Origin of the sequence: Caulobacter segnis (assembly GCF_029543125.1) — a bacterium.
GTDB lineage: Bacteria > Pseudomonadota > Alphaproteobacteria > Caulobacterales > Caulobacteraceae > Caulobacter > Caulobacter segnis_D.
Genome location: NZ_JARQWW010000005.1, coordinates 157,164 through 179,797, shown reverse-complemented (window position 1 = coordinate 179,797; position 22,634 = coordinate 157,164). Strand labels below are relative to the sequence as shown.

Sequence of the window (22,634 nt, the reverse complement as noted above, 5' to 3'; positions counted from 1 at the left end):
GGTCGCCGACAAAAATTTTCAGCGGGCGCTCAGTTCGATCTGGCGGGGCGTCTGCTCGAACCGCAGGCCGTGCGTCTTGGCGATCGCCCGCAGGGTGCGGCTGGGATCGCGCAACTGATAGCTGCCCGTGACCGTGATCTGGCCAGTAGGTTCGTCCGCCAGACGGATTGTCCGGTCGCTGTAGCGGCCCAGTTCGTGGGCGATCTCGGCCAGCGGGGTCTCATCCGCTTCCAGCCAGCCATGGGTCCAGGCCTGGGCCCGTCCGATGCTGACCCGTTGAAGCGGTTCAATCCTGTCGCTGAGAATCCGCGCGCGCTCGCCGGGACGCAGAATCCGGCAGGCGCGCGCGTCGCCGTGTGCGGGACAGACCCGCACCTGCGATTTAAGAACCGTGACCAGCGCGCCGTTCGACTGCCGCTGCACGCTGAAGATGGTGCCGAGCGCCATGGCCGTGCCTTCGGGCACACGCACCACGAAGGGCTTGCCGGCGGAGGGGGCGACCGTGGCCATCACCTGGCCGCGGTACAGGTCGATTGTCCGGCCCTGCACCCCGACCGCAGTCTCCGTGTCGAGGACCAGGCGCGAGCCGTCGGCCAGGGCCACGTTGCGGATTTCGCCCCGCGATGTGGCGTGATCAGGGAAATGCTGGCGGACGGTGAAGCTCTGAGCGGCGAACCAGGCCGCGCCTGCGCCGAGAACAAGCATGGCGACTGGCAGCACCCGCAGCCGCCGCGTCGGCCTCGTTCTGGCGGCGGACGAAATGACCTGCCTTTGCGCGTCGCCGAGATCGTCGAAGGGCCGGTTGGCGGCGCGCATCCGCTCGAAGGCCAGACGCTGCAGCGGATCGGCGGCGCACCATGCCTCGCAAGCCGCGCGCAGCTTGGCGGACGGCCGGTCCGCGTCCAGTTCAGCCGCCCACTGGGCCGCCTCCAGAACCATCTGCGGGGTAGGGCGGGCGCTGGCCATGTCCTTAGTCTTCTGGATAGGCGAACGCGTAGCAGACCGCGAAGGCGCGGGCCACGTGACGCTTCACCGTGCGCTCGTTGACGCCGAGGCGCTGGGCGATCTCCTCGTGGCCGAGGCCGTCAATCCGGCGCAGCAGGAAGGCTTCGCGCGCCTGCGGACTGAGCTGAGCCAGGATGTCCATCACGCCAGCCAATGTCTGGGCGGCTTCGGCCACGGCTTCCGGCGTGATGGTGTCGATCTCGCCGCGAAGGTCGGCCCACGCGCGGGCGACGACCGCCTCCAGATCACGCCGGCGAACGTCGTCGATCAGGAGTCGGCGGGCGACTACGGCAAGGTAGGGACGGGGATCGAGGATCGGGGCTGACGGCCGGCGGTCCAGAAGTCGGCAGAAGGTGTCCTGGACAAGATCGGATGCGCGGTCAGGGCAGCGGGTCCGCGCCCTCAGCCAGTTGCGCAGCCAAGGGCCGTGCTCTGTGTACAGGTTGGCGATGTCCAGGGCCGCGCTCTCGCCGCTCATCATGGATTCCTCAAGGCCCTGAAGGATGGCTAGCGCAATTGCGAGTCGTTAGCAACTGAGGTGAAATCGGAGACCGCCGATAGGTTGTTGCTGCCGGCTCATCCTGCTTGAGCACTCGCTTCCATCATGTAAGAAGCTTGTCGATATAATGGGAGCGGAATGAGCCGCTACTTAGTCGGGAAACGCATCATGAGACACGTCCTGAATATCGCAGCGCTCACCGCCGCCGCTCTCCTCGCCAATGCAGGCGCGGCGCAGGCGGAGGTCATCCGCCTGAATACGCCGGCGCTCGGCCTCAGCGCCGACCGCATCACCGCCCTGCCGGATGCGGAGCAGAAGCCGTGGCTCGACTATCTTGCGCGCTCCAAGGCGCAGATGGCGGCCGACCGTGCGGCCCTGGCGGCTGAATTGCCCAAGGGCGCGACCCCGCCGCCGGCCCCCAAGGCCGTGGGCGGCAACAGCTATAACATGCCGCTGGATCGTCCGGCGGAGTGGTACGCTACTGCGGAAGCGCGCGCGGTGGCCGACGCCATCGTCAGCTTCCAGACCCCGGCCGGCGGCTGGAGCAAGAACCAGGACCGCCGCATCGCCCGCCTGAAGGGCCAACGCTTCTCGAACGACGCCGAGACGATGGAGCAGAACCCGGCCAATTTCGATGCGCCGGCTGACCGCTTCTGGACCTTCGTGGGCACGCTGGACAACGACGCGACCACCACCGAGATGCGTTTCCTCGCCAAGGTCGCGGCCCACGCGCCGGGCCGCGAAGGCGACGCGTGGCGCGCCAGCGTCGTCAAGGGCGTCCACTACCTGCTGAACGCCCAGTACCCGAACGGCGGCTGGCCGCAGATCTGGCCGCTGGAAGGCGGCTTCCACGACTCGGTGACCTTCAACGACAACGCCGTCGCCAAGGCCGCCATGATCCTGCGCGACGTCGCCAACGGGACCAACGGCTTCGCCTTTGTGCCGGTGGAGCTGGAAGGCCGCGCGGCCGAAGCCACCAAGCGCGCCATCGAGGTCATCCTGGCCGCTCAGGTCCGCTACGGCGGCAAGGTCGCCGGCTGGCCCCAGCAGGTCGAGCCCTTGCGACTGGTCCCCACCAGCGCCCGCAACTACGAGCCGCGCTCGGTCGCCAGCGGTGAGACCACTGACATCCTCATCTTCCTGATGGGCGAGCCGAAGCCGTCGCCGGAAGTCCGCGCCGCGATCCGCTCCGGCGCCGCCTGGCTGGAGGCGACCCGCGTCTATGACAAGTCGTTCGAAATGACCGACCAGGGCCGCAAGCTGATCGACAAGAAGGGTGCGGGCCCGATCTGGTCGCGCAACTACGACATCGTCACCGGCAAGCCGATTTTCGGCGACAAGGACCAGACTATCCACGACGACGTGAACGGCATCTCGATCGGCCGCCGCAACGGCTATTCCTGGTGGATCAGCTCGCCCCAGGAGGCCCTGGACGCCTTCGCCAAGTGGTCGGCCGCCAACCCGTAAATTCTGCGGCGAGTTTCCATGCGTCTGCAATCCTGCCGGGTTGCACTCTAAAAGCGTCACATGCGCCTGCTAAGCGCCCGTCCCGACTTTTCGGAGGCGGGCGTGTCGCAGGACGGGATCATGGCGGCGGGATACAGGGACGCGTTGCTGCGTCTCATCCGCCGTCGTGTCCGGGACGCCTCCGTCAGCGAGGACATCGCGCAGGACACCTATGTCCGCTACCTGGGCCGCGAAGGTCCGCCCGCCGAAGAAGGCTGGGCGCTGATCCGCACCATCGCTCTCAATCTGATCCGCGATCATTTCCGGGCCGGCGCCAGACGATCGTTCGAGCCCATCGACGAGGAGCACCCTGCCGATGGACACACGCCGGAGAGCGCGGTGATGTTGCGCGAGCGCGTCGAATGGTTCAGCCGCGCCGTGGAGGCCATGCCGCCCTTGCAGCGTGATGTGTTCATACGCCGTCGCCTGCACGGTCAAAGCGCCAAGGAGGCCGCCGCCGAGCTCGGCATCACGCCCGCCGCCGTCGACGCCCATGTGGCGCGTGCGCTGGTCGCCCTGCAGAAGGGGCGCGGGCGCTCCGGGCGGGGAGGTCGATGATGGGCTTCCTGCAAAAGCTCGCCCGCAACCGCCGGGACCGTGAAGCCGCGCGTTGGCTGGCGTCCCGCAAGGGCGGCGAACCGACGGGCGACTTCGACGCCTGGATGGCAGATCCGGTCAATCGCGGCCGCTATGACCGTCTGGAATCCACCTGGGAGGACGAGGCTCTGACCCTGGCCCTGCGCCGGGTTGAGCATCGCGCCAAACCCAGCCGCCGCGCCGCGCCGCTGTCCTGGCTGGCCGTGCCGGCGGGGGCGGCGGCCATGGCCGCGCTGGTCTTCTTCGCCGGCCCGCAGGTCGAGCTCTGGACCGCCGAGGTTCAGGAAAAGACGACCCTGCCGGGACAGACGGCGCACCTCGACCTGGCCGACGGTTCGCGCATCGACTTGGCCGGGGACAGCCAGGTCCGTGTCCGCATGACGGGTCGTCGCCGTCAGGTGGAGCTGCTGCATGGTCAGGCGTTCTTCACGGTCAGCTCCGGCGTCGACCGCCCGTTCCAGGTGATCACCCACGACAGCCGCGTCGTCGTTGTCGGCACCCGTTTCGACGTGGCCGCCCTCAGCGCCGGCACGGAGTTGGCGGTGGAGGAGGGGCGTGTCCGCTTCGGCGGCCGCGGCATGTTCGACAGCAACCGCCTCGTCGAAGGCGGGCAGGGGTCTCGCGTCGCGCATGGCGAGACAGCCGCTCCAGCCAGCCTCCAACAGAAGCCGGCCGGCGGGTGGCGCAGCGGCTGGATCGAGACTGAGGACACGCCGCTGGCCGACGTGGTCGAGACCCTGAACCTGTGGTCGCCGCGCAAGGTGGCCCTGGCCGACGAGAGCCTCGGGGGCCTGACGATCACCGGCCGCTTCCGCGTGTCCCGGCCGGAGCGGATCCTGGAGAACATCGCCCGCCTGCATGGCCTGCAACTGCGCCGCGAAGGTGATGTGCTGCTTCTCGAGCGTCACGCAACTGTCGGAAAAAATTCGTGAAATCTTGTCGTCAGATTTCGACCTGACGGACGTCTTCCCCGACGAGCAGGCACGACCTGCCCCACAGGGGGATCATCATGAAACCGCATCTCTTCGGCGCCACCGCCATCGTTCTGGCCATCGCCGCGCCGGCCTACGCTCAATCCGAGCGCGTCAATTTCCAGATCCCGGCAGGTGATCTGGCCGGCGCTCTGAACGCCTTCTCCCGCGCCACCGGCATCGAGATCGTCGGCGGCTCGCATCTGCGCGGCAAGCGCACCGGGGGCGTCTCCGGCGCCATGCCGGCCCATGAAGGCCTGCGCCGTCTGCTCGCCGGCGCCGGCCTGACCTTCGAGATGCGCGACGGCTCGGTGGTGATCCTGCCTGAAACGGCGCCGAGCGCGGTGAAGACTTCCGCTCCGGCCGCGGACTTCGAGATCGACAGCCTGGTCATCACTGGTCAGCGTCGCGCCCAGGCGCAGGCCGTGGCCATCAAACGCAACGCCGAGGGCGTGGTGGACGCCATCAGCGCCGACGACATGCAGCGCCTGCCGGACCTCACCGTGATCAACGCCCTGCGCCGCGTGCCCGGCGTGTCGGTCCTGCCGGTCAGCGACAACGAACACCCCCGTGACGAGGCGATCAGCCCCGTCCTGCGCGGCCTGAACCAGGCCTATAACAACGTCACCATCAACGGCCTGCCGGTAGCCTCGGTGGGCGTGCCGCTGTCGGGCTCCGGTTCGGCTGGGCGGGGCGTGCGCCTGGACATCCTGCCGACCTCGTTCGTCAGCGACATCATCGTCAACAAGACCTTCAGCGCCGATCTCGATCCCAACGCCGTGGGCGGGGCCATCGACCTGCGCACCCGCAGCGCCTTCGACGCCAAGGGCCGCTTCTTCGCCTTCGAGGTCGGCGGGGCCCACACCAGCGACAAGAGCAAGCCGCAGCCGCAGTCGGACTTCGGCTTTCGCAGCACCGCCACGGGCTCCTTCACCTTCGGCGACGAACCCCAGTTCGGCGTCGTCGTCTCGGCCAACTATCAGAAGGTGGAGAGCAGCACCGACGCCCACATGACGTCGGACAGCACCTTCTACAATGTCTACACCGACGCCGGCGTGCGGGTGACGGACGGCTCCCTCGGCAACGGCCGCCTCGTCGCCCAGCAGGACAAGTACTGGTACAACCAGAACAACCGCGAGCGCTGGAGCGTGACCGGCAAGTTCGAGGCGAAGTTCGGCGACAGCCTGGACCTGTCGACCATGTTCGGCCGCTACACGTTCAACGACGCCTACCGCCGTAACGAAATCCTGCTGAACGGCCGCAACGCCGCCGTCGCCGCCCAGACCCCCACCAGCGGCCGCTACAGCTCCGCCTCGCTCGAGGTCGGCTATCGCGACGGCGAGACCAAGAGCATCACCGACATCGCCCAGTTCGCCGCCGACTGGCGACCGGACGCTGACAGCCTCCTGTCCGTGCGCGCCAGCGCCTCGCGGGCGAAGTCCAGCGAGCCGCACGCCATGATCAAGTACTCGGCGGGCGCGGACACCTTCGGGGTGGTGGGGGCGCTGAAGGACCTGGCCTTCACCTACGACTCCCGCCCGTTCCACTTCAGCTTCAATCTCGACAATCCGGGTGTCTATCGGAACTTGGCCCTGTACCGGGCTGACTACTGGCGCACCAACGCCCGTGACATCGAGGCCGATGTGGACGGCGTGCGCGTGGACTATCGCCGCAACTTCGAGCCCGACGATCTGGGCCTCGGCTTCGCGGTCGGTGGTCAGATGCTCAAGAACACCATGGCCTACGATTTCGAGCGCGCGCAGTACAAGCCGAACGGCCGCGACTTCAACCTCGCGGAGATCGGCCAGATCAGCAATGTGCGCCTACCGTACCACCAGCAGGGCCACCACCTGATCACCATCGACCCCAGCCTGGGGTGGAAGGTTTTCAACACCCACCGCGCCAGCATCGTCGAGAGCGACAGCCTGGGCTCCAACAACCAGGACGACTTCGAGCACGAAGAGAAGAACTACGGCGTCTACGGCATGGCCCGCTACGCCACGGCCAAGGCCAGCTTCAGCGCGGGCCTGCGCTATGACGAGACCGACCTCGACACCACCAGCCGCATCCGCGTCGGCACGGCCTGGCGTCCTTTCGAGACCGGCTCAAAGTACGACAAGCTGCTGCCGTTCGCTCAGGGCGCCTACGACTTCACCAACGATCTGCGTTTGCGCGCCGCTGTCGGCCAGACCCTCGGCCGTCCGTCGTATGAGGCCTACGCCGCCCGCGCCTCGATCACCTTCGAGCGGCCGTCGGACGAGGGCAACGCCAACGCCCTCAACGTCTCGGTCAGCCTGGGCAACCCGGAGATCCAGCCGCGTCTGTCCACCAACTACGACCTGTCGCTGGAGTGGTACCCGTCCAACGACCGCGGCGGCATCGTGGCGGCCGGCCTGTTCTATAAGGACATCGAGAACGAGATCTTCGACGGCATCTCCCAGGGCTACACCTACCAGGGCGTGACCTATGTGAACGCCACCGTGGTCCAGCCCAAGAACGCCGCCGGCGCCCGCGCTTCCGGCATCGAGACTCAGGCCAGCTTCAACTCGCTCGAGTTCATCCATCCCTGGCTGCATGACTTCGGCGTCTCGGGGAACTTCTCGGTCCTCGACGGCCAGATCAAGCTGCCCCTGCGCACCGGCACCCGCGAGATCGGAGGCCTGGTCGGCCAGCCGAAGAAGATCGCCAACGCCTCGGCCTTCTGGGCGCGGGGGCCGTTCGAACTCCGCGCCGCCTGGAACTGGACAGACCAAGCCCTGCGCGCGGTGACGCCGGATATCGCCTGGCAGGACGTCTATTGGGACGACCGTCACCAGTTCGACGTTCAGGCGCGCTACGCCGTCACCCCGAACCTCACCCTCGTGGCCGAGGTCAGCAACCTGACCCGCAGCCGTCTGACCAGCGTCACCGGCCCCGACCGCAACATGCTCAAGGACAGCTACAGCACGCCTCGCGTCGCCTGGCTGACCCTGACCTGGACGCCGGGTCTCTAAGGAAGAATCACAACCATGATGCTCGGCAAATTTCTCGGGACCGTCGCTTCAGGCGTCCTGCTCCTGACCGCGAGTTCGGCCTTCGCCGCGTCCGCTGACACAGAGCGGACCAAGGTGCTCGAACGCCGGCTGGCCGGGCCGGACGGCGAGGTCATGGTCGTGGCTCACCGGGCCTGCTGGCGCGGCGTCTCGGAGAACACCCTGGATGCGGTCAGCGCCTGCATCGCCTTCGGGGTGGACATGGTCGAGCTCGATGTGCGCCGCACGGCGGATGGCGCGCTGGTCCTCATCCACGACGAGACCCTCGACCGCACCACCAACGGCAGCGGCCCCGTCTCGGCCCACACCCTGGCGCAAATCCGGGCGCTGAAGGTGAAGGCGGAGAAGGGCGGTCCCAGCGCCCCGCTGACCGACCGCCAAGTCCCGACCTATGCCGAGGCGCTCGACCTCGCCAAGGGCCGCATCCTGATCAATGTCGACGCCAAGGCCGACGTCTATGAGGAGGCCTACAAGATGGCCGTCGAGCGGAGCGTGGGCGGCCAGGTGCTGTTGAAATCGGGAGCAGAGGCGGAACTGGTCCGTGCTCAGCCGTGGTGGAGCAAGAAGATCCGCTACAATCCCAATATCCGTCCCGATCGGCTGGGCGCCGATCCCTTGGCGGTGATCGACACCTACGCCGACCTCGATCCGGTGGGTTACGAGATCAACGTCAAGTCGATCCCGGCGGCCAAGCCTCTGGCCGACCACCTGAACAAGAGCTGCGCCCGTCTGTGGGTGAACAGCCTGAACACCGCCGAAGCCGCCTTCGACGACCGGGCCCTGGTCGATCCGAACGCCGTCTGGGGCGCGATGGTCGAGGCTGGGGTCGGCGCGATCCAGACCGACAACCCCCTCGCTCTGAAAGCCTGGCTGGCGGTCAACAAGCCGAACCTGAAGTCCTGCCGGCGGGCAGGGCGGCGCGACGCCGACTAAGGCGTCGCCGCCGTCACGGGCGCGCGTCCCCTCGTAGCGCCCGACGCGCCGCCGCCCGCAGCCCCGCGGGCGGCGGCTTCCTTACACCGCGTTTCTCCACCCTCGCGGCGAGGGGGCTGTTCGACTATATAGCGGCCCTCGCAACGAACCTTGGCGTTTCGAAGGTGGAGGAGGGCGGTTTGAACATGTCGGAAAAGCAGCCGCTCACCCTGTCCGTGGCGCCTATGATGGATTGGACTGATCGGCACTGTCGGGCGTTCCACCGCGCGCTGAGCAAGCGGGCGCTGCTCTATACGGAGATGGTCACCACGGGCGCTGTGCTGAACGGCGACCGGGATCATCTGCTGGGCTACGACGCCGTGGAGCATCCCGTCGCCCTGCAGCTGGGCGGGTCCGACCCCGCCGACCTCGCCGCCGCCGCGCGGATCGGCGAAGATTACGGCTATGACGAGATCAACCTGAACGTCGGCTGCCCCTCCGATCGGGTGCAAAGTGGCCGGTTCGGCGCCTGCCTGATGCGTGAGCCGCAGCTGGTCGCCGACTGCATGGCCGCCATGGGCGCGGCGGTGAAGGTTCCGGTGACGGTCAAATGCCGCATCGGCGTCGACGACCAGGACCCGGAGGAGAGCCTCTTCACCCTGGTGAACCTGTGCGAGAAGGCCGGCGTCACTCAATTCGTAGTCCACGCCCGCAAGGCCTGGCTCCAGGGCCTGTCGCCCAAGGAGAACCGGGACATTCCGCCCCTGGACTACCCGCTGGTTCATCGACTGAAGGCGGAGCGCCCGCACCTGACCATCGCCATTAACGGCGGGATCGCATCGCTGGACGCGGCGCAGGAGCATCTGGCCGCCGGCATGGACGGGGTGATGCTGGGCCGGGCCGCCTATCACGAGCCGGGGCTGCTGGGCGAAGTGGATGCTCGCATCTTCGGCGAGGGCGAGCCGGTCGATCCCTTCGACGCGGTTGAGGCCTACAAGCCCTACATGGCCGCGCGCCTGGGCGAGGGCGTGAAGCTGTCGGCCATGACCCGCCACATGCTGGGCTTGTTCCACGGCCAGTCGGGCGCGCGGACGTGGCGTCGCATCATGACGGTGGAGAGCGTCAAGCCCGGCGCGGGTCTGGACGTGGTGGACGCCGCCCTCGACGCCGTGCGTCCGAAGGCGGACGCGGAACGCCTTACGGCTTGAGGATCAGGCTCTGGGGCGTCGCCTCGAAGCCCGACAGCCGGCCCAGATAGCTCATGCCCAGCAAGGACGAACCGGTCCCGTTCTCGATGACCAGGGCGTCCACGTCATTGACCACGGCGCCGGCGATGGAGACCTGAGCCAGCTTCACGGCCGCCGCGCGGGTGCGGCCGTCGGCGGTGGCGACGTTGTAGTCATATGCCAGTTGGGTGGTGTCGATGCCCAGGGTCTGGGCGTCGGCGCTGGTCAGGGAGACGGCGGTGGCGCCGGTGTCGACCAGGAAGCGGACCTGACGGCCGTTGACGTCGGCCTCGGCCCAGTAGTGGCCGTCCTTGCCCTTGCGCACGGCGGCCCGCTGGCTTTCCGGGGTTGCGTTCAAGGTCGCCACAGCGGCCTTGGGATGACGAAGCTGGTCCACGGACACCACCGCCTGCGCGGCCCCCAGGGCCGTCAGTGCGCCGATCGCCGCGGTCGCCAGGTACTTGAACATCCAACGCTCCCTCTCGGCCGCTTCTGCGGCTCAAGGTGGCGGATGCTAGAGGCGGAGCGGTTTTCAAGCCGTGAACAAGGCGTTGCCGAGACCTTAACAAACGTGGTTAGGCGAGGCCGAGCTTCTCCGGTGCTATACGGCTGCGGCGGGCCGGCAGCTCGGCCATGATCGCGGCGCGCTCGTCGTCGCCCAGCCGACCCCACTGGGCGATCTCCGGCAGGGTGCGATGGCAGCCCAGGCACAGGCCGCTCTCGCCGTCGACGGCGCAGACCTTGATGCAGGGGGTGACGATCGGGCGGGGCGGGGCGTTCACAAACCCTATCTGAGGGCGCCTGCGGCGGACTGCAAGTTTGCTTCACGCGGCGGCGCGCCCTATGTCCGCGCCCATGACCGCTACGCCCTTCGACGACATCCGCGCCCTGATCTCCTCCTTCGACCCCCCGCGCTCGGACCTGGCCGAGGCGCTGGAGGCCGGGCTCGGCCGCTTCAGCGACACCGCCGCCTGGATCGCGGCCTGGACGGGCAGGGCGCGTCCCGCCGTCAACCGTCCGGTGGTGGCGCTCTACGCCGCCGCCTATGCGCCGTCGGAGACCGCCGCCGTCCGCGCGCGGCTGGAGGCCTGCTCGGCCGGCGGCGCGGTGATCAACCGCATCGCCCAGGGCAACGGCGCGGGGCTAGAAGCCTTCGATCTGGCCATCGACCGCCCGGGCGGCGACGGCGTGACCAAGCCGGCCATGAGCGAGAAGGAATGCGCCGCCACCATGGCCTTCGGCATGGAGGCGCTCGCCAAGCAGCCGGACCTGCTGATCCTCGGCGCGCTCAGCGGCCAGGCGGGCGCTGCGGCGGCCGGGCGTCTGCTTGCAGCGCTGGAGGAGGGGGCGCCTCCGCTGGAAGCTCTGCGCGACAAGGGCGGCCGCGACATGGCCGCCATCGCCGGCGCCATCCTGGCCGCCCGCAGCCAGCAGACCCCGGTGCTGCTCGACGGCGCCTGCGCCCTGGCCGCGGCGGCGGCCCTGCACGACTTGCATCCCGGCATCATCGCCCACTGCCGTCTGGCCGAGCTGCCGAAAGGGGAGGCTGCCGCCCGCACGGCCGAACGTCTGCGCCTGACCCCGCTGCTGACCATCGGCCTGGACGACGGCGAGGCCGGCGCGGCGGGTGTGGCGGCGGTGGACTTCATCCGCGCCGCCTGCCTTTCGGTGGTGCGCTGAGGTCACGTAACGTCGATCTTACGTTGACGCTAACGTCATCTAGGCAAACGATCGTTTGACCCCTATCATCGCTTCCATGACACGGCCCCCGAATGAGAGCGGCCGGCCGACGGGAGTGCATGATGAATCTCGACTTCTCGCCCGAGGACCTCGCATTTCGTGAGGAGGTCCGCGCCTTCATCGCCGAAAACTATCCGGCCAGCCTGAGGGCGGTTCAGGAAGAGGGCGAGGAGATGGCCAAGGAGGATTTCCTCTCCTGGCACCGCATCCTGGCCAAGAAGGGCTGGGTCGCTCCCGCCTGGCCGACCGAGTACGGCGGTCCGGGCTGGTCGTCCGTCCAGCGCTACATCTGGTCGGAAGAATTGGCCCGCGCCGACGCCGTGCCGATCCTGCCCTTCGGCATCAACATGGTCGGGCCGGTGATCTACACCTTCGCCACGCCGGAGCAGAAGGCGCGCTTCCTGCCGCCGACCCTGTCGGGCGACATCTGGTGGGCCCAGGGCTATTCCGAGCCGGGCGCAGGCTCCGACCTCGCCAGCCTCAAGACCAAGGCCGAGCGCTTCACCGGCGATGACGGCAAGGAATACTACCTGGTCAACGGCCAGAAGACCTGGACCACCCTGGCCCAGCACGGCGACTGGATCTTCTGCCTGGTCCGCACCGACCCCACCGCCAAGATCCAGGAGGGCATCTCCTTCCTGCTGATCGACATGAAGTCGCCCGGCGTCACCGTCCGTCCGATCATCACCCTGGGCGGCGAGCACGAGGTCAACGAGGTCTGGTTCGAGAATGTGAAGGTGCCGGTCGAGAACCGCATCTACGAGGAGAACAAGGGCTGGACCTGCGCCAAGTTTCTGCTGGCGCACGAGCGCTCCGGCATCGCCGGCGTCGCCCGCTCCAAGCGCGGCATCGAGCGCATTCGCCAGATCGCCGCTGAGGAACTGGCCGATGACGGAAACCCGCTGATCCAGGATCCGCTGTTCCGCCGCAAGATCGCCGAGCTGGAGATCGACCTGACAGCCCTGGAGTTCACCGAGCTGCGCACCCTGGCGTCCGAGCACGCCGGCAAGGGTCCTGGGCCGGAATCCTCGGTCCTGAAGATCAAGGGCACCGAGATCCAGCAGCGCATCACCGAGCTGGTGCTGGAGGCCTCGGGCAACTACGGCGCGCCGTACTTCCGGGGCTTCCCGAAGGAGGGCGGCAACGCCCTGCCGATCGGACCCGATCACGCCCGTCGCGCCGCGCCGACCTATTTCAATGTCCGCAAGACGTCGATTTACGGCGGGTCCAACGAGATCCAGCGCAACATCATCGCCAAAATGGTTCTCGGGCTCTGAGCCCGGTCCTGCACAAGAACACTCGCGTTTAGGGAAGCCTCATGGACTTCAACTTCTCCGAAGAGCAGTCGATGCTGCGCGATACGATCGCCAGCTATCTGCAGGACAAGTACGACTTTGAAACCCGCCGCAAGATCGTCTCCTCCGAGAGCGGCTGGCGGGCGGACTACTGGAAGGCCTTTGCCGAAGAGCTCGGCATCCTCGGCGCCCCGTTCTCTGAAGAACTGGGCGGCCTGGGCGGCGGCGCGCTCGACAACATGATCGTCATGGAGGAGTTCGGCAAAGCCCTGGTCATCGAGCCCTATCTGGGCACGGTGGTCATCGGCGGCGGCTTCCTCAAGCATTCCGGCCACGCCAGCGCCGCTGATCACATCGCCAGCATCGTCGCCGGCGAGATGGTCGTCGCCTTCGCCTATGCCGAGCCGCAGGGCCGCTACACTTGGTCCGACCTGAAGACCACGGCGACTAAGGACGGCTCTGGCTGGGTGCTCAACGGCCACAAGGCGGTCGTGGTCGGCGCGCCCTTCGCCAGCCACCTGATCGTCACCGCCCGCACCGGCGGCTCGCAGCGCGAGGCCTCGGGCGTGTCGGTGTTCCTGGTGGACAAGCACGCCAAGGGCGTCACCACCCGCGACTATCCCACCGTCGACGGCGGTCGTGCTTCGGAGGTCTATTTCGAGAACGTCTCGATCCCCGCCGACGCCCTGATCGGGGCCGAGGGCGCGGGCCTGCCCCTGGTCGAGAAGGTGCTGGACGAAGCCACCGCCGCTGTCTGCGCGGAAGGCGTGGGCGTCATGCGCAAGCTGCATGAGGGCACCCTGGACTACGCCAAGCAGCGCAAGCAGTTCGGCACCGCCATCAGCAACTTCCAGGTGCTTCAGCACCGCATGGTCGACATGTTCATCGAGCTCGAACAGTCGGTCTCCATGACCTACATGGCGACCCTGAAGCTGGACGAGAGCGACGCCGAGCGCGCCAAGGCCGTCTCCTCGGCCAAGGTCCGTATCGGCCGGGCCCTGAAGTTCTGCGGCCAGAACGCCATCCAGATCCATGGCGGCATGGGCATGACGGATGAGTTGGCCATCGGCCACTACTTCAAGCGCGGCACGATCATCGAGGGCCTGTTCGGCTCCGTCGATCACCACCTGACCCGCTACGAGCGCCTGAGCTTCGGCAAGGCGGCGTAAGCTGGAAATGAAAAGGGCTCGCTGAGAAGCGAGCCCTTTTTGCTTTAGAACCTATCCCCGCGCCCCAGCCTGTCCGGCAACGGCTCGCCCGCTGGGACGAACTCCAGCGACACCGAGTTGATACAGTAGCGCAGCCGCGTGGGCGGCGGGCCGTCGGGGAAGACGTGGCCCTGGTGGCTGCCGCAGCGGGCGCAGGTCGTCTCGATCCGCACCATGCCGTAGCTGGTGTCCTTGATCCCCTTCACATGGGTCTCGTCGATCGGGGCGTAGAAGCTGGGCCAGCCGGTGCCGCTCTCGAACTTGGTCTCGTGCTTGAACAGCGGCAGGCCGCACAGGCGGCAGCAATAGGCGCCGGGGTTCTTCTCGCCCAGCAGGCCGCCGCAGAACGGGGCCTCTGTGCCGTGGTGGAGCAGGACCTCGCGCTCCTCGCGGGTCAGGTCCGCCTCCAGCCGCTGGCGCTCGGCGGGGGAGGGCGGGGTCAGGTCGAAGCCCGAAGGCGAAATCGTGGGGGTGCTGGCGGTGTCTGTCATGGCATCCAATGTAGGATCGACGAGTCGACTATAGAACGAGGAAGCCATCTCAAATGATCACCGCCACCACGCCGACCATCGCTGAACGCACCATCGTCCAGACCCTGGGCGTCGTCACCGGCGAGGCGATCCTCGGCGCCAACGTCTTCCGCGACCTGTTCGCCAGCGTCCGCGACATCGTCGGCGGCCGCTCGGGCAGCTACGAAACCGTCTTGCGCCAGGCGCGCGAAACGGCCCTGCGCGAGATGCAGGACGAGGCCCGCAAGCTGGGCGGCGACGCCGTCGTGGGCGTGGATCTCGACTACGAGACCCTGGGCGCCCAGAACGGCATGCTGATGGTCACCGCCAGCGGGACCGCCGTGAAGCTGGGCTGAGCCCTTACTTGACCGCTTTCGTGCCGGCGCGGGCGATCTGCCCGTCCTGCACGGGGGTGCCGCCGCTGACGCCCAGGGCGCCGACGATCTTGCCGCCCATGACGATCGGCTCGCCGCCCTCGATGGCCACGGCCTGGGCGAAGATGGCGTTCAGGGTGCCGCCCTTGACCGCCTCATAGAAGGCCAGGGTGGGGCGCTTGAAGTGGGCCGAGGTCACAGCCTTGCGGCCAGCCACGTCCAGGGCGGAATAAGCCGCGCCGTCCATTTTCTCGCTGAGCACCACCTGGCCGTTGGGCTCGACGATGGTGGTGACGATCAGCCAGCCGTTGGCGGCGGCTTCCGCCTGGGCCGCGGCGGCGACCTTGCGCGCGTCCGCCAGGCTGATGGGCGCGCCATAGGGCAGGTTGATGGTGGACGGTGCTGCGGCGGGCGCGCCCGACTGCGCGGCGGCCTCCGTGGCCATCAGGATGGAAGCCATGGCGAATCCTAGAACAAGAGGTTTGGCGAAAAGGCTCATGGTGCGTCTCCCTTTGTTTTGTCCACCGGTGTCATGATGCTTGCCCTTGCGCAACCCTCCGCGAACCCGTCCGGGCGACGTTGGGTTAGCGTTGCAAAGGCGAAAGCCTGCCTCTACTCGACAGGACAACGAGACACCGCGCGGGAGACGGTCGGCTGATGTTTTCGAAGATTCTGATCGCCAACCGGGGCGAGATCGCGGTGCGGGTCATCAAGACCTGCCGTCGCCTGGGCATCAAGACGGTGGTGGTCTACTCGGAAGCCGACGCCGACAGTCTGGCGGTGGAGATGGCGGACGAGAGCGTCTTCATCGGCGCCGCCCCGGCCAGCGAATCCTACCTCGTCGCCGACAAGATCATCGCCGCCTGCAAGCAGACGGGCGCCCAGGCGGTCCACCCAGGCTTCGGCTTCCTGTCGGAAAAGGCCGAGTTCGCCCAGCGCTGCGCCGACGAAGACATCGTCTTCATCGGCCCCAACCCCGGCGCCATCAGCGCCATGGGCGACAAGATCGAGTCCAAGAAGTTCGCCCAGGCAGCCGGCGTCTCCTGCGTCCCCGGCCACATCGGCGAGATCGACGACACCGCCCACGCCGTCCGCATCTCCGAGGAGATCGGCTATCCCGTGATGATCAAGGCTTCGGCCGGCGGCGGCGGCAAGGGCATCCGCGTCGCCTGGACCCGCAAGGACGTGGAGGAGGGCTTCCCCGCCGTCCGCGCCGAGGCCAAGGGCGCCTTCGGCGACGACCGCATCTTCATCGAGAAGTTCATCGAAAGCCCGCGCCACATTGAAATCCAAGTGCTGGGCGACAAGCACGGCAATGTCGTCCACCTGTTCGAGCGCGAATGCTCGATCCAGCGCCGCAACCAGAAGGTCATCGAGGAGGCGCCGTCCCCCCTGCTGGACGAGGCCACCCGCAACGCCATGGGCGCCCAGGCCGTGGCCCTGGCCAAGGCCGTGAATTACGACAGCGCCGGCACCGTCGAGTTCGTCGCCGGCCAGGACAAGAGCTTCTACTTCCTGGAGATGAACACCCGCCTGCAGGTGGAGCACCCGGTGACCGAGCTGATCACCGGCCTCGACCTGGTGGAGCAGATGATCCGCTCCGCCGCCGGCGAGAAACTGAACGTCAGCCAGGACACGCTGAAGATCAACGGCTGGGCCATCGAGAGCCGCATCTACGCCGAAGACCCGTACCGCAAGTTCCTGCCCTCCATCGGCCGCCTGGTCCGCTATGACCCGCCGAAAGAAGGCGAGATGGGCGCCTATCTCGTCCGCAACGACGCCGGGGTGCGCGAGGGCGACGAGATCTCGATGTTCTACGATCCGATGATCTCAAAGCTCTGCACCTGGGCCACGGACCGCGAGATCGCCATCGAGGGCATGGCCCGCGCGCTGGAGGACTTCCATATCGAGGGCCTGGGCCAGAACATCCCGTTCCTGGCCGCCGTCATGGACCAGCCGCGCTTCCGCTCGGGCAAGCTGGCCACCGGCTACATCGCCGACGAATTCCCCGAAGGCTTCAACGGGGCCGAGCCGACCGCCTTCCAGAAGGACGTCCTGACCGCCGTGGGCTGCGCCATGCAGCGTCTGCTGGCCCTGCGCGCCGGCTCGCCAGGACGCGCCGACTGGATCGTCTTCGTCGGCCACGACGCCCGCCCGGTCCGCCTGCGCGGCGATGCGCCCCTCAGCGTCGAACTGACCGAGGAGGGCCGGGCCCTGACGCTCGAGATCGTCGACTGGCGTCCGGGCAAGCCGCTGTTCCGCGGCCGCCTGAACGGAACCGCCTTCACCGTCTCCGTCGCCCCCGCCGCCGAGGGCTTCGTCATCCGCCACCGCGCCGCCAAGGCCAAGGTGCTGGTCCTCACCCCGCGCTCGGCCGAACTGCACGGCAAGTTGCCGCCCAAGCAGGCGGCCGACACCTCCAAGATGATCATCTCCCCCATGCCGGGCCTGGTGGTCTCCATGGACGTGGCCGTAGGCCAGGAGGTGAAGGAAGGCGAGGTGGTCTGCGTGATCGAGGCCATGAAGATGCAGAACATCATCCGCGCCGAGCGGGACGGGACGGTGAAGACTGTCTCCGCCAAGGCCGGCGACCCCGTCGCCGCCGACGAGGTGCTGGTCGAGTTCGGGTGAGGGTGACCGCTGAATTTCCAAATCTCCGTCACCTAGGCCTTGTGCGTAGGCCCAGAAACGGCTGAGCTGCCTGGTGGAGTGCGGCGTTGGTTTCTGCCCTGACGGAGTTTCGGGGTCCTAGGCACAAGGCTTAGGAAGACGGATGTGGTGCGGGGAGATCACCACTCTTATCCACCCCCGTCACTCCTCCGGTACTCTCATCCCATCCCGTCGCAGGGGAGGGCGCTAGGCCGGCGATCCGAAGCGCGGCGGGATGTGGTCGAGCGGGGTAGTCGCCGGCGGTCAAGGGCCGTCGGGGGTGAGGATGAGGAACGTAAGCTCATCCATCGGACGGCGTCGTCGCGCCTCCGCCCGTCCAGGGCCTTCGGGAGTGAAGGGCCTAAGACGTCCGCGCGCTCCCCCCTCTGGAATAACGGCTACGCGCAGCGTGCGACTTCGTCGAAACGGTATCTGCTCTATCAATTCCGGGCGAAGCCCCGGACGCTCCGCCGCCCTTCCAGCCTTCATGGGGTTTCCCGTGGGGATGCGGAGCTGTGTCTAATTCAGCCCAAACGCCGTCACCCTAGGCCTTGTGCCTAAGGCCCAGAAACTCCGCCTAAACCGCGCTAACTCCGCACCCTCAGCCGCGTCCGGATCCTCGCCACAAGGGCGAGGAAAACGGAGAAAAGTTCACGCAACCCCGCTCCAAACTCCCGTCGCCCGACAAAAATTCATATGTACATATATACCAATCGCCAGCCGCAAACCCCTCCGCTTCCCCCGCTCCAGCTTCGCCCTTAAATTCCCCACGATGACTCGGAGGCGGCGCGCATGAACATCGACTGGACGGACCTTTTCCTGTCCTCCACCGGCCGTCTGGCGCGTGGGCCGTTCCTGCTGGCGATCGGGCTGCTGATCGGCGCGACGGCGATCTACGAGGCCGTGGTCGGTCCGACCCTGCACTGGCTCACCGGCTGGTTCATTTATCCGGGCCTGCTGTTCTGCGGCGCGTGCGTACTGTCCAAGCGTCTGCACGACCGGGGGCGCTCGGGCTGGTGGGCGGCGCTGATCCTCATCGCCTTCGTCGCCGCGTGGCCGTATCCGACCCGCTTCTTCGACTTCCTGTTCTGCCTGGTGCTGTTGTGGAGCGTGATCGAACTCGGCGTCATGCCGGGCGAGCAAGGCGCCAACCGCTTCGGCCCCAATCCGCTGAAGACGCAGATCGCTTGATGATCCGCTTTCTGTTCAGCTCGGACGGGAGGATGAGCAGATTGGGCTACCTAGGAGCGCTTGTGGTCTGTGGCGTCGTGATCCAGGGCGCGCTCTTCCTTTACCTCTGGTCCGGTCTTGGTAATGCCGTCGGGGGGAAGATCGCGGTCGCGTTGGCGTGTCTGATCAGCCTTTGGGTTTGGACCGTCACCACCATCAAGCGGCTGCACGATGCGGGCTTCAGGGCGTTCTGGGCGCTCCCCGGCCTATTTGGCCTAGGCTGGATCATCTCGACGATGATGCTCTTCTGGCCGGGCGAGAGGGTTGAAAATCGTTTCGGAACGAACCCTCGCTCTACCTAAACCGGCGGTTCGGCGTCCTCGACGGCCCCGAACACTTGGCGGAAGCTCGACTTCAGGGCCTCGTCGGCCTCATCCATGGTCACCGGCAGGCCCAGGTCCACTAGGCTGGTGACCCCGTGCTGCCGCTGGCCGCAGGGCACGATGCCGTCGAAGTGACTCAGTTCGGGCTCCACGTTCAGGCTGATGCCGTGGAACGACACCCATTTACGCAGTTTCACGCCCACGGCGGCGATCTTGTCCTCGCGCGACCAACCGGCGCCCTTGCGCTCGACCCAGACGCCCACGCGGCCGTCGCGCAGTTCGCCAACCACGTTGAAACGGGCCAGGGCGCCGATCACCCAGTCCTCCAGGGCCGCGACGAAGGCGCGCACGTCGCGTTCGCGTTCCTTCAGGTCCAGCATGACATAGGCCACCCGCTGGCCGGGGCCGTGATAGGTGAACTGCCCGCCGCGTCCGCTCTCGAACACGGGGAATCGGTCGGGGCTCAGCAGGTCGTCGCCCTTGGCGCTGATTCCCGCCGTGTAGAGGGGCGGGTGCTCCAGCAGCCAGATCAGTTCGCCGGCCGTTCCGTCCGCGATGGCCGCCGCCCGGGCCTCCATGGCCGCCACGGCCTCGGGGTAGGGGACCGGCCGTGTGGAGACCGCCCAGCCCACCGGCGAGCCGTCCGCGCGCCCGAATGCGGCCTTTTCCGTTAACGGCTTTAACTTCTGATCAAGCATGACGCCCGCACTCTAGCCCCTGCCGGAGGTCAAAACGACCCGAGGGATTCTTCAGGGTGAGTTGGTGAGTCAGGTCAGCGCCGTCAATGTCGAGATCTCGGTGGTTCTCGGCCGTTCGATCCTGCCTATGCAGCAGCTGCTGCGCATGGGCCGGGGCGCGGTGATTCCCCTGGACGCCCGCGCCACGGACGAGGTCTGGATTCTGGCCAACAACCACCCGGTGGCCCGCGGAGAGATCCAGATCATGGACGATCGGATCTCGATTCAGGTCACTCGCGCGGCGAATGTTTACGACTTCATGGCCGGAGCGACGTAACTCCGCTTCACAAACCAAAATCAATTTGCTACGCCCCGCGCCTCACCACGAGCGGTCGTGGCGGAATTGGTAGACGCGCAGCGTTGAGGTCGCTGTGGGGCAACCCGTGGAAGTTCGAGTCTTCTCGACCGCACCAGTGAAAAACGTAAGGAACGGCGCGTAGGGTCAAACCTAAGTTCGGATCAGGAGGTCCCCATGAAAAGGGAAGAAGCCGACCTGACCGAGGCCGAGATGCAGAAGTCCGGCATCGCCATTCCTGAGCCAGACGTCGCCGAGGATCTTGAAGACCTCGCCCTCGGCGACGACTACGCTCTCAACCCCGAATACGTCGAAATGGTCATCGACGCCGCCGACCGCGGCGACGGCGAGCGCTTGCGCGAACTGGTCGGCGCCCTGCACCCGGCCGACGTCGCCGACCTGATGGGCTTCCTCACCGCCGACTACCGCGAGGAGGTGATTCCCCACCTCGCGCCCGAATCGCTGGCCGAGGTGATCTCCGAGCTCGAGGACAACCTGCGCGAAGAGGTGCTGGAGGCGACGCCGTCCGCGACCCTGGCCCGTGCGCTGGAGGAGCTTGATTCGGACGACGCCGCCGACGTGGTCGACTATCTCGAGGACGAGAAGCGCGAGCAGGTGCTCGCCGCCATGGACGAAAGCGACCGGGCGGCCATCGAGACCAGCCTCTCCTACGCCGAGGAGACCGCCGGCCGTCTGATGCAGCGCGAGGTCTTGGCCGCGCCGCAATTCTGGACCGTGGGCCAGACCATCGACCACATCCGCTCGGCTGGCGACGAACTGCCCGAGCTGTTCTTCGACATCTACGTGATCGATCCGTCGTTCAAGCCGGTGGGCGCCATCCCGGCCTCGACCCTGTTGCGCGCCAAGCGCGGCGCCAATCTGGTCGAGATCATGGAGCCGGTGACCGAAATCACCACCGACATGGACCAGGAAGAGGTCGCCTACATCTTCGACAAGTACCACCTGATCAGCGCCCCGGTGATCGACCCCGGCGGCCGCCTGGTGGGCCAGATCACCGTGGACGACATCGTCGGCGTCATCCAGGAAGAGAGCGAGGAGGACATCCTCGCCCTTGCCGGCGTGGGCGATGCCGGCCGGGACGCGGGCGTGCTGGACGCCGCCCGCTCGCGTCTGCCATGGCTGGTGGTCAACACCATCACCGCCGCCCTGGCCGCCAGCGTCATCGGCGCCTTCCAGGCGGAGATCGGCAAGCTGGTCACCCTGGCCATCCTCATGCCGGTGGTCGCCTCCCTGGGCGGCAACGCCGGCACCCAGACCCTGGCGGTCGCGGTGCGGGCCCTGGCGAGCCGCGAGCTGAACGCCGCCAACGCCGTGCGCATCGTCATGCGCGAGATGAGCGTCGGACTTATCAACGGTGTGGCGCTGGCGGCTATCATGGCTCTTGCGGTCTTCGCGGTGTTCCACGACGGCATGCTGTGTCTGACCATCGCCCTGGCGCTGGTCATCAACCTGTTCATGGCCTCGCTGGCGGGGATTTTGGTGCCGCTGGCGCTCGACAGGTTGGGTCGGGACCCGGCGGTTTCTTCGTCGGTCTTCGTCACCTTCGTGACCGACTTCATGGGGTTCCTGTCGTTCCTGGGCCTGGCGGCCATCATCCTTCTATAATCTCAGGCGTTTAGGCCTCGTTCTTGCGACGAGGAGCCGAAACCCACCGGCTCCTGTGCCAAACTGGATCAAGTTCACCGGATGAAACCGCGTCATCAGGTCTCCCGAACCGCCATCGATCTCATCAAGGGATTCGAAGGGTGCCGTCGAAAGGCCGTCCAACTGCCCGACGGCCGCTGGACGATCGGCTACGGCCACACCCTGACCGCGCGTGAAGGCGCCGAGGTTTCCGAGCAGGACGCCGAAGCCCTGCTGATGTACGACCTGATCGCCGTATCGCACGTGCTGAACGAGCAGGTCTTCACGCCGCTCAACCAGAATCAGTTCGACGCCCTGGCGTGCTTCGCGTTCAACATCGGCGTGGACGCCTTCCGCCGCTCGGCGGTCCTGCGTCGCATCAACGAGGGCGCGTTGATCCAGGCCGCCTGCGCCATGGAGATGTGGCGCAAGGCCGACTTCGAGGGCGAGCGGATCGTCATCGACGCCCTGGTCCGCCGCCGTGCGGCCGAGAAGACCCTGTTCCTGACGCCCCAGGGCGGCAAGTGGGTGGCCGCACCGTCGCCGCTGCTGCAGCCCAAGGTGGATTACGATGCGGCCCTGACCGTGCCGGTCCAGACGCCTACCGCCGTCACCGCGATCTTCGAGAACGGCAAGGCCCGGGTGGAGCGCGACACCGCCGAGCAGCCGGTCCCCGCGCCGGAACCCCAGCCTGCCAGCGCCAGCGAGCGCGCGGTTGAAGACGTCGGCGCGCGTCTTTCCGCGATCTTTGCTGAAGAGGCGGAGCAGCCGGCGCCCGAGCCTCAGCCGGAAGCCGCCGCGGCTGTGGCGTCCGAAGCGCCCCGCAAGCCTTTCCTGTGGTCCCCCGGCGTGGCCGCCAACGCTCCGGTCGAGGATGAGCCG

At 67.3% G+C, this 22,634-nt stretch carries 22 protein-coding genes, 1 tRNA gene and 1 pseudogene; 17 read left to right on the top strand and 7 right to left on the bottom strand.

The window, feature by feature from the left end:
- Window positions 1–18: 18 nt before the first annotated feature.
- Complete coding sequence (locus P7B02_RS15830) at window positions 19–966, bottom strand: FecR family protein (RefSeq protein WP_277787315.1); 948 nt, start codon at window positions 964–966, stop codon at window positions 19–21.
- Between the two features lie 4 nt (window positions 967–970).
- Window positions 971–1,483 carry a sigma-70 family RNA polymerase sigma factor gene (locus tag P7B02_RS15825; RefSeq protein WP_277787314.1) on the bottom strand — a complete coding sequence of 171 codons (513 nt, stop codon included), beginning with the start codon at window positions 1,481–1,483 and terminating at the stop codon, window positions 971–973.
- Window positions 1,484–1,672: 189 nt separating this feature from the next.
- Between P7B02_RS15825 and pelA the strand changes: the two genes are divergently transcribed.
- From pelA to dusA, 6 genes are all read left to right on the top strand, one after another.
- A complete protein-coding gene (gene pelA / locus P7B02_RS15820) occupies window positions 1,673–2,971 on the top strand; it encodes a pectate lyase (RefSeq protein ID WP_277787313.1) in 1,299 nt (432 codons plus the stop codon).
- A 60-nt stretch (window positions 2,972–3,031) separates the two neighbouring features.
- Window positions 3,032–3,568, top strand: a complete 537-nt coding sequence (locus P7B02_RS15815; RefSeq protein ID WP_277787312.1) for an RNA polymerase sigma factor — start codon at window positions 3,032–3,034, stop codon at window positions 3,566–3,568.
- Window positions 3,568–4,539 carry a FecR family protein gene (locus tag P7B02_RS15810; protein WP_277787311.1) on the top strand — a complete coding sequence of 324 codons (972 nt, stop codon included), beginning with the start codon at window positions 3,568–3,570 and terminating at the stop codon, window positions 4,537–4,539. The genes P7B02_RS15815 and P7B02_RS15810 overlap by 1 nt, the downstream gene beginning before the upstream one ends.
- 77 nt (window positions 4,540–4,616) lie before the next feature.
- Window positions 4,617–7,571, top strand: coding sequence for a TonB-dependent receptor (locus tag P7B02_RS15805; protein ID WP_277787310.1), 2,955 nt, complete (start codon window positions 4,617–4,619; stop codon window positions 7,569–7,571).
- A gap of 15 nt (window positions 7,572–7,586) precedes the next feature.
- Window positions 7,587–8,543, top strand: coding sequence for a glycerophosphodiester phosphodiesterase family protein (locus tag P7B02_RS15800; RefSeq protein WP_277787309.1), 957 nt, complete (start codon window positions 7,587–7,589; stop codon window positions 8,541–8,543).
- Between the two features lie 185 nt (window positions 8,544–8,728).
- Complete coding sequence (gene dusA / locus P7B02_RS15795; protein ID WP_277787308.1) at window positions 8,729–9,730, top strand: tRNA dihydrouridine(20/20a) synthase DusA; 1,002 nt, start codon at window positions 8,729–8,731, stop codon at window positions 9,728–9,730.
- Here the strand turns inward: dusA and P7B02_RS15790 are convergent.
- Both P7B02_RS15790 and P7B02_RS15785 read right to left on the bottom strand, forming a co-directional pair.
- Window positions 9,720–10,217, bottom strand: coding sequence for a TIGR02281 family clan AA aspartic protease (locus P7B02_RS15790; RefSeq protein WP_277787307.1), 498 nt, complete (start codon window positions 10,215–10,217; stop codon window positions 9,720–9,722). The two genes, dusA and P7B02_RS15790, sit on opposite strands and share 11 nt — an antisense overlap.
- A gap of 106 nt (window positions 10,218–10,323) precedes the next feature.
- The gene (locus tag P7B02_RS15785; protein ID WP_277787306.1) at window positions 10,324–10,530 is read right to left on the bottom strand and encodes a DUF1289 domain-containing protein; all 207 of its coding nucleotides are present in this window, start codon (window positions 10,528–10,530) and stop codon (window positions 10,324–10,326) included.
- Between the two features lie 61 nt (window positions 10,531–10,591).
- Here P7B02_RS15785 and P7B02_RS15780 point away from each other — a divergent pair, with 61 nt between their 5' ends.
- The 3 genes from P7B02_RS15780 (at window position 10,592) to P7B02_RS15770 (ending at window position 13,952) form a co-directional block, all read left to right on the top strand.
- On the top strand, window positions 10,592–11,428 hold the full coding sequence (locus tag P7B02_RS15780; protein WP_277787305.1) for a nicotinate-nucleotide--dimethylbenzimidazole phosphoribosyltransferase: 837 nt from the start codon (window positions 10,592–10,594) through the stop codon (window positions 11,426–11,428).
- Window positions 11,429–11,550: 122 nt separating this feature from the next.
- Window positions 11,551–12,765 (top strand): acyl-CoA dehydrogenase family protein, encoded by a 1,215-nt coding sequence (locus P7B02_RS15775; RefSeq protein ID WP_277787304.1) that lies wholly within the window; start codon window positions 11,551–11,553, stop codon window positions 12,763–12,765.
- Between the two features lie 41 nt (window positions 12,766–12,806).
- Entirely contained in the window at window positions 12,807–13,952 is a 1,146-nt protein-coding gene (locus tag P7B02_RS15770) for an acyl-CoA dehydrogenase family protein (protein WP_277787303.1), read from the top strand.
- 44 nt (window positions 13,953–13,996) lie between these two features.
- Here the strand turns inward: P7B02_RS15770 and msrB are convergent, their stop codons facing one another.
- Entirely contained in the window at window positions 13,997–14,482 is a 486-nt protein-coding gene (gene msrB / locus P7B02_RS15765; protein ID WP_277787302.1) for a peptide-methionine (R)-S-oxide reductase MsrB, read from the bottom strand.
- Window positions 14,483–14,535: 53 nt separating this feature from the next.
- Here msrB and P7B02_RS15760 point away from each other — a divergent pair, with 53 nt between their 5' ends.
- On the top strand, window positions 14,536–14,856 hold the full coding sequence (locus P7B02_RS15760) for a heavy metal-binding domain-containing protein (RefSeq protein ID WP_277787301.1): 321 nt from the start codon (window positions 14,536–14,538) through the stop codon (window positions 14,854–14,856).
- 4 nt (window positions 14,857–14,860) lie between these two features.
- Here P7B02_RS15760 and P7B02_RS15755 read toward each other — a convergent pair whose 3' ends face one another.
- The gene (locus P7B02_RS15755; protein ID WP_277787300.1) at window positions 14,861–15,334 is read right to left on the bottom strand and encodes a heme-binding protein; all 474 of its coding nucleotides are present in this window, start codon (window positions 15,332–15,334) and stop codon (window positions 14,861–14,863) included.
- A 197-nt stretch (window positions 15,335–15,531) separates the two neighbouring features.
- Here P7B02_RS15755 and P7B02_RS15750 point away from each other — a divergent pair, with 197 nt between their 5' ends.
- The 3 genes from P7B02_RS15750 to P7B02_RS15740 all read left to right on the top strand — a co-directional run bounded on the left by P7B02_RS15750 (window position 15,532) and on the right by P7B02_RS15740 (window position 19,055).
- On the top strand, window positions 15,532–17,505 hold the full coding sequence (locus P7B02_RS15750; protein WP_277787299.1) for an acetyl-CoA carboxylase biotin carboxylase subunit: 1,974 nt from the start codon (window positions 15,532–15,534) through the stop codon (window positions 17,503–17,505).
- Window positions 17,506–18,315: 810 nt separating this feature from the next.
- Window positions 18,316–18,714 (top strand): DUF805 domain-containing protein, encoded by a 399-nt coding sequence (locus P7B02_RS15745; RefSeq protein ID WP_277787298.1) that lies wholly within the window; start codon window positions 18,316–18,318, stop codon window positions 18,712–18,714.
- The gene (locus P7B02_RS15740; protein ID WP_277787297.1) at window positions 18,714–19,055 is read left to right on the top strand and encodes a DUF805 domain-containing protein; all 342 of its coding nucleotides are present in this window, start codon (window positions 18,714–18,716) and stop codon (window positions 19,053–19,055) included. The genes P7B02_RS15745 and P7B02_RS15740 overlap by 1 nt, the downstream gene beginning before the upstream one ends.
- Here P7B02_RS15740 and lipB read toward each other — a convergent pair.
- Window positions 19,052–19,774, bottom strand: coding sequence for a lipoyl(octanoyl) transferase LipB (lipB, locus tag P7B02_RS15735; RefSeq protein WP_277787296.1), 723 nt, complete (start codon window positions 19,772–19,774; stop codon window positions 19,052–19,054). The two genes, P7B02_RS15740 and lipB, sit on opposite strands and share 4 nt — an antisense overlap.
- Before the next feature lie 64 nt (window positions 19,775–19,838).
- Here lipB and P7B02_RS15730 point away from each other — a divergent pair, with 64 nt between their 5' ends.
- From P7B02_RS15730 to P7B02_RS19710, 4 genes and pseudogenes are all read left to right on the top strand, one after another.
- Complete coding sequence (locus P7B02_RS15730; protein WP_431355822.1) at window positions 19,839–20,090, top strand: FliM/FliN family flagellar motor switch protein; 252 nt, start codon at window positions 19,839–19,841, stop codon at window positions 20,088–20,090.
- A gap of 51 nt (window positions 20,091–20,141) precedes the next feature.
- Window positions 20,142–20,226, top strand: a tRNA-Leu gene (locus tag P7B02_RS15725).
- Between the two features lie 59 nt (window positions 20,227–20,285).
- On the top strand, window positions 20,286–21,734 hold the full coding sequence (gene mgtE, locus P7B02_RS15720) for a magnesium transporter (protein ID WP_277787295.1): 1,449 nt from the start codon (window positions 20,286–20,288) through the stop codon (window positions 21,732–21,734).
- Between the two features lie 81 nt (window positions 21,735–21,815).
- Window positions 21,816–22,365 (top strand): annotated as a pseudogene (locus P7B02_RS19710) (lysozyme); the annotation flags it as partial.
- Between the last annotated feature and the right edge of the window lie 269 nt (window positions 22,366–22,634).